The organism is Paraburkholderia sp. PREW-6R (genome assembly GCF_039621805.1).
Lineage (GTDB): Bacteria > Pseudomonadota > Gammaproteobacteria > Burkholderiales > Burkholderiaceae > Paraburkholderia.
Genome location: NZ_CP155073.1, coordinates 2804764 through 2819883, shown reverse-complemented (window position 1 = coordinate 2819883; position 15120 = coordinate 2804764). Strand labels below are relative to the sequence as shown.

13 protein-coding genes, 1 pseudogene and 1 riboswitch are annotated in these 15120 nt (G+C 63.5%); of the genes and pseudogenes, 4 read left to right on the top strand and 10 right to left on the bottom strand.

Annotated features, from left to right (window positions below; genetic code table 11):
* Window positions 1-30 precede the first annotated feature (30 nt).
* From AAGS40_RS12315 to AAGS40_RS12305, 3 genes are all read right to left on the bottom strand, one after another.
* The gene (locus AAGS40_RS12315) at window positions 31-1116 is read right to left on the bottom strand and encodes a PhoH family protein (RefSeq protein ID WP_345811678.1); all 1086 of its coding nucleotides are present in this window, start codon (window positions 1114-1116) and stop codon (window positions 31-33) included.
* Between the two features lie 53 nt (window positions 1117-1169).
* Window positions 1170-2543: a tRNA (N6-isopentenyl adenosine(37)-C2)-methylthiotransferase MiaB gene (gene miaB, locus AAGS40_RS12310; protein WP_345811677.1), complete on the bottom strand. Its 1374-nt coding sequence runs from the start codon at window positions 2541-2543 to the stop codon at window positions 1170-1172.
* A 209-nt stretch (window positions 2544-2752) separates the two neighbouring features.
* Window positions 2753-3736 carry a LysR family transcriptional regulator gene (locus AAGS40_RS12305; RefSeq protein ID WP_345811676.1) on the bottom strand — a complete coding sequence of 328 codons (984 nt, stop codon included), beginning with the start codon at window positions 3734-3736 and terminating at the stop codon, window positions 2753-2755.
* A 335-nt stretch (window positions 3737-4071) separates the two neighbouring features.
* On the opposite strand from AAGS40_RS12305, the gene AAGS40_RS12300 reads away from it, so the two are divergent.
* The 3 genes and pseudogenes from AAGS40_RS12300 to ribB all read left to right on the top strand — a co-directional run bounded on the left by AAGS40_RS12300 (window position 4072) and on the right by ribB (window position 7379).
* Window positions 4072-5241, top strand: coding sequence for an MFS transporter (locus AAGS40_RS12300; protein WP_345811675.1), 1170 nt, complete (start codon window positions 4072-4074; stop codon window positions 5239-5241).
* A 199-nt stretch (window positions 5242-5440) separates the two neighbouring features.
* Window positions 5441-6094: pseudogene (locus tag AAGS40_RS12295) on the top strand (XRE family transcriptional regulator); the annotation flags it as partial.
* 237 nt (window positions 6095-6331) lie between these two features.
* Window positions 6332-6515: riboswitch (FMN riboswitch) on the top strand.
* A 144-nt stretch (window positions 6516-6659) separates the two neighbouring features.
* The gene (gene ribB, locus AAGS40_RS12290; RefSeq protein ID WP_345811674.1) at window positions 6660-7379 is read left to right on the top strand and encodes a 3,4-dihydroxy-2-butanone-4-phosphate synthase; all 720 of its coding nucleotides are present in this window, start codon (window positions 6660-6662) and stop codon (window positions 7377-7379) included.
* Between the two features lie 112 nt (window positions 7380-7491).
* On the opposite strand, the gene AAGS40_RS12285 is transcribed toward ribB, so the two are convergent.
* From AAGS40_RS12285 to glpD, 4 genes are all read right to left on the bottom strand, one after another.
* Window positions 7492-8178, bottom strand: a complete 687-nt coding sequence (locus AAGS40_RS12285; RefSeq protein WP_345814397.1) for an HAD family hydrolase — start codon at window positions 8176-8178, stop codon at window positions 7492-7494.
* Window positions 8179-8322: 144 nt separating this feature from the next.
* On the bottom strand, window positions 8323-9036 hold the full coding sequence (locus tag AAGS40_RS12280; protein ID WP_345811672.1) for an MIP/aquaporin family protein: 714 nt from the start codon (window positions 9034-9036) through the stop codon (window positions 8323-8325).
* A 97-nt stretch (window positions 9037-9133) separates the two neighbouring features.
* Window positions 9134-10633, bottom strand: a complete 1500-nt coding sequence (gene glpK / locus AAGS40_RS12275) for a glycerol kinase GlpK (protein WP_345811670.1) — start codon at window positions 10631-10633, stop codon at window positions 9134-9136.
* A 191-nt stretch (window positions 10634-10824) separates the two neighbouring features.
* Complete coding sequence (glpD, locus tag AAGS40_RS12270) at window positions 10825-12354, bottom strand: glycerol-3-phosphate dehydrogenase (RefSeq protein WP_345814396.1); 1530 nt, start codon at window positions 12352-12354, stop codon at window positions 10825-10827.
* Window positions 12355-12554: 200 nt separating this feature from the next.
* Between glpD and AAGS40_RS12265 the strand changes: the two genes are divergently transcribed.
* Complete coding sequence (locus AAGS40_RS12265) at window positions 12555-12932, top strand: hypothetical protein (protein WP_345811669.1); 378 nt, start codon at window positions 12555-12557, stop codon at window positions 12930-12932.
* A 9-nt stretch (window positions 12933-12941) separates the two neighbouring features.
* On the opposite strand, the gene AAGS40_RS12260 is transcribed toward AAGS40_RS12265, so the two are convergent.
* The 3 genes from AAGS40_RS12260 to AAGS40_RS12250 form a co-directional block, all read right to left on the bottom strand.
* Entirely contained in the window at window positions 12942-13574 is a 633-nt protein-coding gene (locus AAGS40_RS12260) for a TetR/AcrR family transcriptional regulator (protein WP_345811668.1), read from the bottom strand.
* A gap of 124 nt (window positions 13575-13698) precedes the next feature.
* Entirely contained in the window at window positions 13699-13896 is a 198-nt protein-coding gene (locus tag AAGS40_RS12255; RefSeq protein WP_345811666.1) for a hypothetical protein, read from the bottom strand.
* 395 nt (window positions 13897-14291) lie between these two features.
* On the bottom strand, window positions 14292-15071 hold the full coding sequence (locus AAGS40_RS12250; RefSeq protein WP_345811664.1) for a DeoR/GlpR family DNA-binding transcription regulator: 780 nt from the start codon (window positions 15069-15071) through the stop codon (window positions 14292-14294).
* Window positions 15072-15120: the final 49 nt, after the last annotated feature.

Below are 15120 nucleotides of genomic sequence, written 5' to 3'. Positions count from 1 at the left end.
GATAGCTCGGTCAGTGACCTTCAACGCGTACTAGCGCGCATCCGCGGGATTGGCGGTTTTCTGCGAATGCGCATCATAGGCCTCCACAATTCGCGCGACCAGCGGGTGGCGCACCACGTCGGCGCTGGTAAAGCGCGTGAGCGCGATGCCGCGCACGTCCGACAGCACCTGCTGCGCTTCGATCAGCCCGCTCTTGTGACCGCGCGGCAGGTCGACCTGGGTCGTGTCGCCCGTCACCACTGCCTTCGAGCCGAAGCCGATGCGCGTGAGAAACATCTTCATCTGTTCGGGCGTGGTGTTCTGCGCCTCGTCGAGAATGATGAAGGCGTGATTCAGCGTGCGGCCCCGCATGTAGGCGAGCGGCGCGATTTCGATCATCTGCCGCTCGAACATCTTCGCGGTTTTGTCGAAGCCGAGCAGATCGTACAGCGCGTCGTACAGCGGACGCAGGTACGGATCGACCTTCTGTGCGAGGTCGCCCGGCAGGAAACCGAGACGCTCGCCGGCCTCGACAGCCGGCCGCGTGAGCACGATCCGCTTGACCTGATCGCGTTCGAGCGCGTCCACCGCGCACGCTACCGCGAGATAGGTCTTGCCGGTGCCTGCAGGGCCGATACCGAATGTGACGTCGTGCGACACGATCTGCTTCAGATACTCGCGCTGCGCGGGGGTGCGCCCGCGCAGATCGGCGCGGCGAGTGTAGAGCTTCGGGCCGAGTTCTTCGACATCGTCTTCGCCGGTATCGGCGGGCTGGTCGAACGGGTGGTCGGGATTGCCCGCAAAGTGCGGATCGTCCGCTTCGCCGCCCGTGCCATTGCCGTTGCCGTTGCCATTCGAGCGATGGCGCGCCGGATGACGCACTTCGACGAGTGCAAGCTGGATGTCATCCACGGACAGCGGCTCACGCGCGTTGTTGTAGAAGTTTTCCAGCGCCGTCAGCGCGAGTTTCGCGCCGCGTCCGCGAATTGTGATGCGATGGCCGCGGCGTTGCAGCGTCACGTCGAGGGCCTGCTCGATCTGCCGCAGGTTTTCGTCCAGCGGGCCGCAGAGGTTGGCGAGCCGCGCGTTGTCGTCGCGCGGAGCGGTGAATTCCAGAGACTGCTGAGTGGTCTTCAAGGCGGTGGGTCGATCCTGTCGGTTGCTGACGGTTACGATGTGCAGTGGCTCGCTCAGTGCGTCGTCGCCGGTGCGTCGTCGTGCACCAGTACCAGCTCGCCACGTAGTGAATGTGGGTACGCATGGACGATTTTCACGTCCACCATCTGCCCGATCAACCGCGCGTGCGACGCGACCGGCGCCGGGAAATTCACCACGCGGTTGTTTTGCGTGCGGCCCGCGAGCTCGTTCGGGTCTTTGCGGGCCGGCCGCTCGACCAGAATGCGCTCGATCTTGCCCACCATTGAATCGCTGATGCGCTGCACGTTTTCTTCGATCGTGGCTTGCAGATGTTGCAGGCGCCTGAGCTTGACTTCGCGCGGCGTGTCGTCGTGCAGGTTCGCAGCCGGCGTGCCGGGACGCGGGCTGTAAATGAACGAGAAGCTCGTGTCGTATTTCATCTCGTGGACGAGCGCCATCATCTTGTCGAAGTCTTCTTCCGTCTCGCCGGGAAAGCCCACGATCATGTCGGTGGACAGCGACAGATCCGGGCGGATCGCACGTAGCTTGCGAATTACCGACTTGTATTCGAGCACCGTGTAGCCGCGCTTCATTGCCATCAGGATACGGTCGGAGCCGTGTTGCACCGGCAGATGCAGGTGGCTCACGAGCTTTGGCACCTTCGCGTAGGTGTCAATCAGACGCTGTGTGAATTCTTTCGGATGCGACGTGGTGTAGCGAATCCGTTCAATGCCCGGAATCTCCGCGACATATTCGATCAGCGTGGCGAAATCGGCGATATCCGACGAACCCAGCGTGAGCGCGCCGCGATAGGCATTGACGTTCTGGCCGAGCAGCGTGACTTCGCGCACGCCCTGGTCGGCGAGTCCGGCGACTTCGGTCAGTACGTCGTCGAGCGGGCGCGACACTTCTTCACCGCGCGTGTAGGGCACGACGCAATAGCTGCAGTACTTGCTGCAGCCTTCCATGATCGACACGAACGCGCTTGGGCCATCGACGCGCGCCGGCGGCAGGTGGTCGAATTTTTCGATTTCCGGGAACGTGATGTCGACCTGCGCGCGGCCGCTCTCGCGGCGCTTGTCGATCATCTGCGGCAAACGGTGCAGCGTTTGCGGACCGAATACCAGGTCGACGTACGGAGCGCGGGCCACGATCGACGCGCCTTCCTGACTCGCCACGCAGCCGCCCACGCCGATGATCAGGTCCGGCTTCGCTTCTTTCAGCTCGCGCACGCGGCCGAGGTCGGAGAATACTTTTTCCTGGGCTTTTTCACGCACCGAGCAGGTGTTGAACAGAATCACGTCCGCGTCTTCGGGCGTGTCGGTCTTGACGAGTCCGTCAGCCGCGCCGAGTACGTCGACCATCTTGTCGGAGTCGTACTCGTTCATCTGGCAGCCAAAGGTCTTTACATAAACTTTCTTGGTCATCGAATTTCGCCGGTCGCAGTGGTTAACCTGGGGGCGTCTTTTAAAGGTGAAGTGGGGCCGAACGTAGATGCGGGATGCGGGCCGGCCGTGAAGCGGCGTGCAGGTCTGCATTTAGTTCCTCTGAGTGCGCCTTCGGGCAGGCTTCCAAGTGCGTTTCAATGGAGCCAGCAGAGGCATATTCAGGAGCACGTCCGCAGCGTAGCTGAATATTATAGCCCTTCATTTCCGTGCGGTTCGGAGGCGGGTGCGGGGGCGCTTTCGTCGGGCGGCAGGTCCAGCAGCCGCTCCAGTTCGCCCGAAACCTGCGCGAAACGCTCGGCCAGAAAGTCCAGCAGCACCCGCACGCGCGGCGCCATGAAACGGTTGCGGTGATAAAGCGCGTGCAGCGGCGCGTCCGGGTAGCGCCAGTCGGGCAGCAGGATCTTCAAGCCGTCCGCGCGCAGATCGGCCTGCACGTCCCACATCGATTTGATCACGATGCCATAGCCGCGCACGGCCCATTCGCGGGCCACGGCGCCGTCGTTCGTTTCGCGCGCGGTGTCGAGCGGCACCGTGTAGTGCTGCACCTGGTCGCCGCGCGTGAAACGCCATTCGTTGGCGGGCCCGGACGCCGTACCCAGCACGATGCAGTCGAAATTGGCGAGATCCAGCGGATCTTTCGGCTCGCCCCTACGGGCAATGTAGTCCGGCGACGCGCACAGCACGCGCCGGTTCGGCGCCAGCCGGCGGGCGGCCAGCGAACTGTCCTGCGGCACGCCGAAGCGGATCGCAAGGTCAATATCTTCCTGCACGAGATTGGACAGCGAATCCGACAAGGTGAGGGCGAAGCTCACCTCCGGATAGTGCGCGTTGAACTCGTCGAGCCAGTGCATCAGCAGATTGCGGCCAAAGTCCGACGTCGCCGAAATGCGCACCTTGCCGCGCACGGCGCCTTGTCCTGCCTGCAGCGCGGCCTCGGCGTCGTCCAGCGATTGCAGCGCCTGGCGGCAGCAATTCAGGTACAGCCGGCCTTCGTCTGTCAGGCGCAGCCGGCGGGTGGTGCGCTCGAACAGCCGCGTTTTCAGCCCGGCTTCGAGCCTCGCCAGCCTGGCGCTCGCGGCGGCCGGCGTCAGCGACATCTTGCGGCCGGCCGCGGAGAGGCTGCCCAGTTGCGCGGTTTCGACAAAAAGCCGGATGTCGCCAAGATTGTCCATTGTCGGCATTTTCAAAAAAAATTTGAGAATGCTTCAAATGCTACGCCCATTCTCAAAAGCTTGGCGAGCCTCCACAATTCAATGCTCGAAAACCCTAATACCGCTACGCCGACGGGCTCATGTGACTCGATCACGCGCTGTTCGTCGGCGCGGCTAGGCGGCAGGCGCTGTTAGATCGGTAAGCGCAGTCGCGGCGCCGCATCCGCTCGACGACGTGCTGCCAGCGGAACGGCAACGGCCGACAGGCAGCCGCGGGTCGCCGTTGCGGCAGGCGTCATCGTCCCATCCGTGACGGCAGCGGGGCACGGCCTATCCTGACAACCTGGAGTAGAAGAATGCCCATACCCTTACTGGCGCTGGCGATCAGCGCTTTCGCGATCGGGACGACCGAGTTCGTGATCATGGGCTTGCTGCCCGACGTCGCGCGCGATCTGGCCGTGTCCATTCCGTCCGCCGGCTTGCTGGTGAGCGGCTACGCGCTCGGCGTTGCGGTCGGCGCGCCGCTGCTCGCGGTGGTCACGAGCAGAATGCCGCGCAAGCTCGCGTTGCAACTGCTGATGGGCGTGTTCATCGTCGGCAATACGTTGTGCGCGATCGCGTCGAGCTATTCGGTGCTGATGGTCGCACGAGTGGTGACCTCGTTCGCGCACGGTTCGTTTTTCGGCATTGGCGCGGTGGTCGCGGCGTCGCTCGTGCCCGCTGAAAAGCGCGCAAGCGCGATTGCGCTGATGTTCACCGGCCTCACGCTCGCGAACGTGCTCGGCGTGCCGTTCGGCACGTTCGTCGGGCAGGAATTCGGCTGGCGCGCGGCGTTCTGGATTGTCAGCGCGTTCGGCGTGCTGTCGCTCGCCGGCGTGACGGCGCTGGTGCCGAACCGGCACGACGCCGGTCCCGTCGGGCTCGGCCATGAAGTGCGCGTGCTCAAGGACCTGCAAGTCTGGACCGCGCTCGGCATGACGGTGCTAGGCTTTGGCGGCGTGTTCGTGGTGTTCACTTACATTGCGCCGATTCTGGAGCAGGTGAGCGGCTTCTCGCCGCACGCCGTGACGCTGATACTCGTGCTGTTCGGCGTCGGACTGACGATCGGCAATACGATTGGCGGCAAGCTCGCGGACCGCGCGTTGATGCCGTCGCTAATGGGCATTCTGGTCGCGCTCGCGGTGGTGATGGCGCTCTTCGCGCGCACCAGTCATTCGCAGGTTGCCGCGGCGATCACGGTTTTCGTATGGGGTATCGCCGCGTTCGCTACCGTGCCGCCGTTGCAGATGCGCGTGGTCGAAAAGGCCGCGGCCGCGCCGAATCTGGCGTCGACGCTGAACATCGGCGCGTTCAACGTCGGCAATGCGGCGGGCGCGTGGCTAGGCGGGCTCGTGATCGACCACGGCCATTCGCTCGACACGCTGCCTTGGGTTGCGGCAGCCGTCAGTGTGGCGGCGTTGCTGCTGACCTGGTTTGCGGCAAGGATGGACGCGCCGGCAGTGAGGACCGCGCAGCGGGCGTCATGAAGCGGGTGTGGGCCTGCCCATCCGCGACAACCATCCGCGACAACTATCCGCGACAACTATCCGCAACAACGCGAGGGCTTCTATGCGAGCAGAACAGATTTCAGTGTGAAGATAACTTCGTTGGGCGCGGCAGGGCGCGATGCTATCTTGCTTCCACTCATCGCTTGCCCGCCTTGCGGCGGTGCTTCTGGAGGCAATCATGCATTCCCCGCTTGCGCTGGTGCGCGATCCCGCCGCTGACGCCGACACGCCGGCGCGTACCGCCGAACCCTTCGACGCGCTGGAACATCTGGTCGGCGTGAATCTGGCCCGTCTGCGCGCCGAACGGCAGCTTTCACTCGATGCGCTCGCTCGCGCTTCCGGCGTGTCCCGTGCGATGCTGGCGCAGATAGAATCGGCGCGCAGCGTGCCGTCCATCAAAGTCCTGTGCAAGGTGGCGGCGGCATTGAAGGTATCCGTCGCGGCCTTCCTGCGGCGCCACGCGAATAATGGCTTCGAGCATTTGCCGGCGGATCGTTCGTCGCGCGTCGTCAGTTCGAATGGGCGTTATTCGGCGCGTCCGCTTTACCCCGACGCCGAGCCGACTGCCGCCGAATTCCACGAACTGCGCATCGCACCCTTGCATACCGAGGCCGGCACGCGCCGCGCGCCCGGTACGACGGTCAATCTGGTGGTGAGCGAGGGTACGCTGGAAGTCAGCGTGCACGACCAGCGGCAGTTGCTCGCGACCGGCGACGCCATCGTGTTCGACGCCGATCAACCGCACAGCCTGCGCAATCCTGGCGATACCGAAGCGCGCGCTTTCCGCGTGACGCTGAAAGCGGAAACGCCGCCGCGCTGGGATGTGCCCGCATCTCACGACCGGGCGCACGATGCCTCACCTCAGGCTGCACAGCAGGTTGCGCAGCAGGTTCAACAGCAGGCCGCCCAGTCAGCGCCGCATGAACCCGCGCGCGAACCTGCGCAGGTTTGATCGCCCGCGTCGCGATGGCACACCGTGAATGCGGCGTGCCTGTCTGATCCGTCAGGGTTGCGCTGCACGCGCAGCGCGACTGTTGTATCCTTTGCCGGCCGGTTTGTCCGGCAATCAGTGCGTCTTCAGGGCGGGGCGAAATTCCCCACCGGCGGTATGCCGGCAGCGCGAAAGCGTGAGCCGGTGAGCCCGCGAGCGCTCGCGTAGCAGGTGTCTTTGCCGCATGAAAGACAACGCGAGGTCAGCAGATCTGGTGAGAAGCCAGAGCCGACGGTCATAGTCCGAATGGAAGAAGATGTGCAGATAGTCATGTTCGTTCCCGTGCCGCCGCCAGAAGTTTGAGCGGCGGGTGAGTGTCGCCATGCGGCGCTCGGCGGCGCGTCTTTGTCTGTTTGCAATGCCCTGAAACGTTTTTCGCCCCACTTTTGCGATGAGCGTTTCAACTATGTCTTTTGCCACTTTTCCCACTCCGTCGACGATCGCGCCCGACGCTTCGCTCGATCTCCCGCTGCTCGCCACCGAAACCGTTCCGCCGCGAATCGCCGCTGCTTTGCAGGCCATGCGCGATGGACGCGCCGTCGTGCTGCAGGACGACCACGATCGTGAGAACGAAGCCGACCTGATCGTCTCCGCCGAGCGTCTTTCCGTCGAAACGATGGCGCTGCTGATTCGTGAATGCAGCGGCATCGTCTGTCTGTGCCTGCCCGACGACAAGATTCGCGCGCTCGAATTGCCGCCGATGGCGGTCAACAACGAAAGCCGTCATGGCACGGCGTTCACGGTATCGATCGAAGCGCGCGACGGCGTGACGACCGGCGTATCCGCGCTCGATCGCGTGACGACGATTCGTGCCGCGATCGCCGATACGGCGAAACCGGCCGACATCGTGCGTCCCGGTCATGTGTTTCCGCTGCGAGCGCAACCCGGCGGCGTACTGGCACGTCGCGGCCATACGGAAGGCACGGTGGACCTGGCGGTCCTCGCAGGTCTGAAACCGGCCGGCGTGCTGTGCGAATTGATGAACGCCGACGGCACGATGACGCGCGGCGCGGACGTCGAACGCTTTGCGCAACAGCACAATCTGCCGATGCTCACGATCGCCGAACTGGTCGAATTTCGCGAGGCGCTGGCGCACGCGCGCGAGTGTGTCGCCGACGAGGCATGATGCTTGATGCGGCGAACGCGTGAACCGTTAAAGGGTTCGCGTTGACCGAGGGTCGATGTGAAAAAGCCGGCACACTATGCCGGCTTTTCAATGGCGAAAGCAATGCCGTGCGCTACGACTGCACGCCCGCGAAATCGCCGCGTACGCCGGCTTCCACCAGCGCGGGCAGTTCATCCATGTGGTGCATGATCCGTGTCATGCCCATGTTGCGAAGTGCGTCCGCATAACCATCGGGAATGTGACTCGCGCCGACGAACGCGATGGTCTTCATGCCCGCCGCGCGGGCCGCATTCAGACCGGCCACGCTGTCCTCGACGACCAGACAACGCGACGGTTCGACGCCCAGCGATTGCGCGGCGAACAGGTACACGTCCGGATAAGGTTTGGGGCGCGCCACCTGTTCGGCGCTGAACACGCGCTCGCCGAAAATCTGCTGTAAACCCGCGCGCCGCACCGACGCGGTCACGCGCGTCACCCGGCTATTCGACACGACGGCGGCCGGCAAAGGCACGCGTTGCAACGCCTCGCGCACGCCGTTGATCGGACTGAGCGACGCCGCCAGTTCGAGTTCGACGTGATGTTCGATCGTCTCGAGGAAATCGGCCGGCAGCGTGATATCGAACGACTTTTCAATGCCTTCGAGAAAGCGTGAGGTCTGCTGGCCGAACGCCGTTTTGACGACGGGTTCGAAATCGAGGCCCGGAAACGTGGCAGTCAGCGTGTCGTACATCACGCGATCAGCAATAACTTCGCTGTCGACGAGTACGCCGTCGCAGTCACAGATGAGGTGGTCGATCATGCGTGGAAACGGAAAGCGGAAGGTGCGCGAGCAACGGACTTGCAAGCTCATGTGCGCAGACTGAAAGCACCATCATACGTCGTTTGACGCCGCTTGCGCGGTGCGCCGCGTCGGCGTGCCGCTCACCGTTTCGTGTACGCGGAGTCAGTGCGCGTGCAGTGACAGGAACAACCCCGAGGCGACCGCGCCGCCGAGTAGCGGACCACACACCGGAATCCACGCGTAGCGCCAGTCGCTATCGCGCTTGCCCGGAATCGGCAATAGCGCATGCATCAGACGCGGCGACAGGTCGCGTGCGGGACTCATCGCGTACCCGGTCGGACCGCCGAGCGAAATGCCGATGCCCAGCACGAGCAGGCCGACCGGCAACGCGTCGAGCGCGCCGAGACCCACTTGCGGCGACGCCAGATACAGCACGCCGAGAATCAGCACGAACGTGGCGATCATTTCCGTGAGCAGGTTGTGCGGCACGCTGCGAATTGCCGGTGCGGTGCAGAACACGCCGAGCTTCACGTCGGCGTCGCCTTCTTTCGCGAAGTGCTGGCGGTAAGCCATCCACACGAGCAGCGCGCCCGCCATGCCGCCGAGCATCTGCGACGCTATATAACCCGGCACCTTGGCCCACGCGAATTTGCCGGCCAGCGCAAGGCTGATTGTCACCACAGGATTCAGGTGCGCGCCGCTGAACGAAGCGGTGACGTAGACCGCGATAAACACCGCCATGGCCCAGCCCATGACGATCACGATCAGGTCCGCGCCTTTACCTTTGGTGCGCGCGAGCAGCACGTTGGCCACGGCGCCGTCGCCAAGCAGCACGACCAGCGCCGTGCCGATGAATTCAGCAATATAAGGAGACATCGTTGGTTATCCGAACTATTTGTTGTACGGAAGCCGCCTCGAAGGAGCGGCTTCCTCGTTATCGACGTTGAATCACGCGACCGGGCGTCAGGTCAGGTCAGGGCGTGTCGGCCCACGCCTTTGCGGCGCGAATGGCGCGCTTCCAGCCGTCGAGGCATTCCTTGACGTCGGCGTGCGGCAGGGCAGGGTTGAAACGGCGGTCGAGTTTCCACTGGCTTTTCAGTTCGTCGACATCTTTCCAGTAGCCCACCGCGAGGCCCGCGAGATAGGCCGCGCCCAGCGCCGTGGTTTCCGACACTTTCGGACGCACCGCGTCCACGCCGAGAATGTCGGCCTGGAACTGCATCAGCAGATTATTTGCGCAGGCGCCGCCGTCCACCCGCAATTCGCCGATGCGAATGCCGGAGTCGGCTTCCATCGCCTTCAGCACGTCGAGCGATTGATACGCGATCGAGTCGAGCGCCGCGCGTGCAATGTGGGCTGAACTTGTGCCGCGCGTTACGCCGAACAGCGTACCGCGAGCACGCGCATTCCAGTGCGGCGCGCCGAGGCCCGCGAACGCCGGCACCAGATACACGCCGTCGCAATGCGGCACGCTGCGCGCGAGCGTTTCGATCTCGCCGGCGCTCTTGATGATGCCGAGCCCGTCGCGCAACCATTGCACCACTGCGCCGGCGATGAAAATGCTGCCCTCCAGCGCGTAATTGATCTGATCGCCGATTTGCCATGCGATCGTAGTGACCAGATTGTTCTTCGATTCGATCGGCTTGTCGCCGGTGTTCATCACGAGGAAACAGCCGGTGCCGTAGGTGTTCTTCACCATGCCGGACTCCGTGCACATCTGCCCAAAAAGCGCGGCGTGCTGGTCGCCGGCAATGCCGGCAAGCGGAATCTTCGACGCGAACACCGTGGTCTTGGTCGGCCCGTACACGTCCGACGACGCGCGCACCTCCGGCAGCATGGTGCGCGGAATGTCGAGCGCTTCGAGCAGCTCGTCATCCCACTTCAGCGAGTGGATATTGAAAAGCATGGTGCGCGACGCGTTGGTGACGTCAGTCACGTGCAGGCCGCCCTTCGTGAAATTCCATACGAGCCAGCTGTCCACGGTGCCAAAAGCGAGGCGCCCCTGTTGCGCTTTTTCACGCGCGCCCTCTACGTTGTCCAAAATCCAGCGAATTTTGGTCGCGGAGAAATACGAGTCGATCGGCAAACCGGTTTTCGCGCGGACTTTTTCTTCGAGACCCTGCTCCTTGAGCTGGTCGCAGAAATCGGCGGTGCGACGGTCCTGCCAGACGATCGCGTTGTAAATCGGATGACCTGTTTCCCGATCCCACACGATCGTGGTTTCACGCTGATTGGTGATGCCGATTGCAGCGATCGACGTGCCGTTCATGCCGGCACGCGTGACGGCCTCGGCAGCGACGCCAGCCTGTGTCGACCAGATCTCCTGCGGATCGTGCTCGACCCAGCCCGGCCGCGGATAGATCTGCTGAAATTCCTTCTGCGCGGTCGACACGATGTTGCCGAGCCGGTCGAACAGCATCGCGCGCGAGCTGGTGGTGCCTTGGTCAAGCGCGAGGATGTACTGATCCTGCATTGTCTCTTCTCCATGCGTTTTATGAATCGCCGGCTTGTGACCGGCGACGGGAACGGCTTGTTTTTCTAAGCGGGCTGCAAACGTGTTCGTGTGCGTCCCGGCCTGGCGAAGCCGAGGGTGAAGTTGTCCGGATTGATGGCGGCGACACTTGCGCCGCGGGCGACGTCGGCTTCGGTAACGTTACGGTCAGTCTAGGCGCTCTGCCGGACCGGTTCGCGAGCGAACCATGTGTCGATGTCGCGCGTGATTGCGTCGAGCGTGCCGGGTTCCACGTGCAGCCCGAGCTTCGAGCGCCGCCACAACACGTCTTGCGCGCTGCGCGCCCATTCGGTATCGCGCAGATAAACCAGTTCCGCTTCGTAGAGACCCGGCGCGAAGGGACGCCCGAGCTCGGCAAGCGATTGGGCGCGTCCGATAACTCTGGCGGCGCGCGTGCCATACGCGCGTGCGAGGCGATAGGCGAGATCGGCGGGCAGCGAGGGGTGCTGCTGCCTGAATCCGGTCAGAAAGCCCTCGAAATCGGCGTTCGGTATATCGCCGCCCGGCAGTGGCGCGCCGGCCGTCCACGACGGCGACTCGCGATGCAGCGCGTTCGCGAGTTTGTCGACGGCTTCTTCGGCCAGCTTGCGAAACGTCGTGATCTTGCCGCCGAACACCGACAGCAGCGGCGCTTCGCCAGCGGGCGCGTCCAGTTCGAGCGAGTAGTCGCGCGTTACCGCGGACGGATTGTCCGCGCCTTCTTCCTCCAGCAGCGGACGCACGCCGGAGTAGGTCCAGCGCACGTCCGCCGGGGAAATCTTCTGCTTGAAATAGCGGTTGATCGAGTCGCACAGGTATTGCGTTTCGTCGGCCGTGATCGTTACTTGCGAAGGATCGCCGCGATATTCGATGTCCGTCGTACCGATCAGCGTGTAGTCGTGTTCGTAGGGAATCGCAAAGATGATCCGCTTGTCCGGATTCTGGAAAATGTACGCATGATCGTGCTCGAACAGGCGCCGCGTGACGATATGGCTGCCCTTCACGAGGCGCACGCTATGCGACGCCTTGCGGCCGAGCGCGCCTCGCAGCAGGTCGCCGACCCACGGCCCCGCAGCGTTCGCCACGGCGTTGGCGCGCACGTCGAGAAGGGTGCCGTCCGCGCGTTTGAGCTGCGCGCGCCATTCGCCGCCGGCACGCACTGCGCTCACGAGGCGGGTGCGCGTGAGAATCTTTGCACCGTGCTCCTGCGCATCCAGCGCATTCAGCACGACGAGGCGCGCGTCGTCGACCCAGCCGTCCGAATAGACAAAACCGCGCCTGATCGAATCGACGAGCGGCGCTCCCGCGGGGTGATCGCGCATGACGATGCCACGCGAGCCCGGCAATAGCTCGCGCCTGGCCAGATGATCGTAAAAGAACAGGCCGGCGCGAATGAGCCAGGCCGGGCGTAGATCGGGCATGTGCGGCATCACGAAGCGCAGCGGCCACATGATGTGCGGTGCGGCGCGCAATAGCGTTTCGCGTTCCTGCAGCGCTTTGCGCACGAGGCCGAACTCGCGGTATTCGAGGTAGCGCAGGCCACCGTGAATCAGCTTCGTGCTCGCCGACGACGTATGCGCGGCCAGGTCGTCCTGCTCACAGAGAAGCACCGACAGGCCGCGACCTGCCGCGTCGCGCGCAATGCCTGCGCCATTGATGCCGCCACCGACGACAAGCAAATCGTATCTCGAGCCTTGCGTCACCTGCCGTGTCCCCATGTGAGTTGCGAAAAGCGGTTGGAAAATCTATCGAACGCTTCGTGTTCGTTTTCGAACTTTAATGAACATATTCGAAAAAGTAAAGTTCGCTTGCCTTAGGCGGTCCTCTATTAGCCGGACAGGGGAGTAGCGCAACGGACGGCCACGGACGATACTCTCGGCAGCAGCCAATTCGGGGGAAATTCATGCGTGGAATTTTGATGATCGGCGCCGCCGCGCTTCTGGCGGGATGTGTGAGTTCGCCGACGAGCCTCGAAGGCTCGGCGGGCGCGCCGTCCTTTGTGTCGTTACAGCAGATGTGCACGGCGCAGGCGGTCGACTACGGGCATGACGCGCAAAACGTCTACGTGACCTTTTTCGACGCGTACGTGGCGAACCGGCACGGCAGGTTGTCGAAGCAGGATTTCTGCGCGTTTCAGGCGTCGATCGCGCAACGTTACACGAGCGAGGCTGTCGGCAGCGATCCGCAGACGCGCAATCAATGGGTGACGTTCTTGAACGAACAGCGCGCGAAGGCGCTCAGCTGGCGCGCAGCGGTAGATCCGACTTTGCGAAACGGCTGACGTAGAGCGCTACGGCTCGCCGCGTTGCGGTTGCGCGCCACGCCAGAGCATCTTCCGAATCTGCGCGAACACGGCTTCGCGCGTGGGCTGCCCGCTCGGCGTTCCGTGCTGCGACGCCGGCAGTGGCAGCTGGTTCGCGAGCGCGAGCATCGTGAACCCATGCAGGCTTGCCCAGTACGCATAGCCGATCAGTTCGGGATCGCCCTCGAGAATGCCCGCGGCAACCAGCCGGCTGAAGTGCTCGCCCAGCATGCGCCACGCGCGCTGTGAGGCCGTTGCCAGCTCCGGGTAGCCGCCATCCTGCTGATTCAGATCGAACATCAGGCGATAGGCGTGCGGCTCGTCGAGCGCAAATGCAACGTACGCGTCGCTCACCGATGAGTGGTCGTTTTCAGGTGCGTCTTTCGCGGCCGCTTCCAGCCGCGCCGCGAAGCGATTGAACGCGGCGGCGCGGACCATCGCCAGAATCTCGTCCTTGTCGCGGAAGTAGCGATACGGAGTCATCGCGCTGCAACCCAACTCCTTCGCGAGTTCGCGCATGGTCACGCCCTGCGCGCCACGCGTGGCGAACGCCTGTTCCGCGACGCGCCGCATGGTCTCGCGAAACTGCTGGATGTCATCGGCGGAAAGGGTTTTGGGCATGCGCGAAGGGTATCGGTCCGTCGCGTCAATTTACTGTGTAAATGATCTGCGCACAATGAAGCGGGGCGCTACACGCGTCCCGCTTCGTTCGAGATTGAGGGCGGTTGACGAACCGCAGCGACAACTAGGAAAGACGCTTGATGGCGCGCAGCGCAGTGTCGCCGGATTCGGTTACGCGCCATTGTTCGTTACCCGATGCAAGGCGTTCGAGCTGGACGAGCTGGCGCTCCAGCAATGCATCGAGTTCTTCACGCTCCATGTCGACCTGGTTCGGAGCATCCTTGACGAGCAACAACGTGGCGAATTCATGCGGACTCAGCATCGTTCTCTCCATGTCAAGCATAGGCGGACGGCCTTGAAGGCGACTGGCACGAGGCCAGCGGAGTCCGCTAGAGGATCAGTCGGGAAGTACGGCTCACGACAGTTCTTGGCGACCAGCGCTACGCGGAATGCGGAACGGCGCCGGGGAATTGCAGTGTAGTCAAGCCCACGTCAAACGCCAATTCGGCCCCAGTAAATTTTCCCTTTGACAAGCGAGCGGCGCAACGGCGGTTTGCCGTCGCGGCGAAATCCTTGATTTCACTCGAACTTTCGCGTGCGGTGCAGCATCACGCAGTGCGCGTGGCGACTCTCCACAAAGCACCTGAGTGGCGCACATTCAGTCATGATGCGGGCGGCGTCAAGCCGTCCTTCGCGTCCAGCGCGACGGCGCTTCAGTCAGTCGGCAACGTACACCTGGCAGTTCGCCGCCGCGAGCGTTTCGGCCATGTCCGCGGGCGGCACAGCGTCCGTGAAAAGCGCATCGATCTGATCCAGATGACCCTGGCGAACCAGTGCCGGTCGGCCGAACTTGGAATTGTCGGCGGCGAGGAAAACCGTGCGCGCATGCTGGATGATCGCCTCGGCCACCCGTACTTCGCGCGTGTCGAAATCGCGCAACGTGCCGTCCGTCTCGATACTCGACGTGCCGATAATCGCGAAATCCACCTTGAACTGGCGGATGAAATCGATCGCGAGTTCGCCGACGATCCCCTTGTCCCAAGGCCGCACGATGCCGCCCGTCACCAGCACCTCGCAATCCGGATAGCCGCTCATCATGCTGGCGACGTTCAGGTTGTTGGTGATCACGCGCAAGCCGCGATGCCGGTTCAGCGCGCGAGCCACTTCCTCCGTGGTCGTGCCGAGGTTGATGAATAACGACGCCTGATCCGGGATGTGAGTGGCCACTAACGCTGCAATGCGCCGCTTCTCGTCGTGGAACATGCGCTGCCGCGCGGTGTACGAGACGTTTTCGGAACTGGTCGGCAGGCTGGCGCCGCCGTGATAGCGCCGCAGCAGATTCATGTCGGCGAGCCAGTTGACATCGCGGCGGATTGTCTGCGGCGTGACGTCGAAGTGCGCCGCGAGGTCGTCCACGGTTACGAAGCCGTCGCGTTGCACCCACTCCAGCAGTTCCTGTTGCCGGGCGTTGAGAGTCAGGCGGGGGTCTCGGGTCATGTGTCTCGGATCATGAGGTTGCTTCTTGACGATGCTCGCGAGTCGGCCT

Excerpts from the sequence above, each read along its gene's own strand:
- miaB (WP_345811677.1), bottom strand. The coding sequence starts at position 2,543 with ATGACCAAGAAAGTTTATGTAAAGACCTTTGGCTGCCAGATGAACGAG.
- AAGS40_RS12305 (WP_345811676.1), bottom strand. The coding sequence starts at position 3,736 with ATGGACAATCTTGGCGACATCCGGCTTTTTGTCGAAACCGCGCAACTG.
- AAGS40_RS12300 (WP_345811675.1), top strand. The coding sequence starts at position 4,072 with ATGCCCATACCCTTACTGGCGCTGGCGATCAGCGCTTTCGCGATCGGG.
- ribB (WP_345811674.1), top strand. The coding sequence starts at position 6,660 with ATGTCTTTTGCCACTTTTCCCACTCCGTCGACGATCGCGCCCGACGCT.
- AAGS40_RS12285 (WP_345814397.1), bottom strand. The coding sequence starts at position 8,178 with ATGATCGACCACCTCATCTGTGACTGCGACGGCGTACTCGTCGACAGC.
- AAGS40_RS12280 (WP_345811672.1), bottom strand. The coding sequence starts at position 9,036 with ATGTCTCCTTATATTGCTGAATTCATCGGCACGGCGCTGGTCGTGCTG.
- glpK (WP_345811670.1), bottom strand. The coding sequence starts at position 10,633 with ATGCAGGATCAGTACATCCTCGCGCTTGACCAAGGCACCACCAGCTCG.
- AAGS40_RS12265 (WP_345811669.1), top strand. The coding sequence starts at position 12,555 with ATGCGTGGAATTTTGATGATCGGCGCCGCCGCGCTTCTGGCGGGATGT.
- AAGS40_RS12260 (WP_345811668.1), bottom strand. The coding sequence starts at position 13,574 with ATGCCCAAAACCCTTTCCGCCGATGACATCCAGCAGTTTCGCGAGACC.
- AAGS40_RS12255 (WP_345811666.1), bottom strand. The coding sequence starts at position 13,896 with ATGCTGAGTCCGCATGAATTCGCCACGTTGTTGCTCGTCAAGGATGCT.
- AAGS40_RS12250 (WP_345811664.1), bottom strand. The coding sequence starts at position 15,071 with ATGACCCGAGACCCCCGCCTGACTCTCAACGCCCGGCAACAGGAACTG.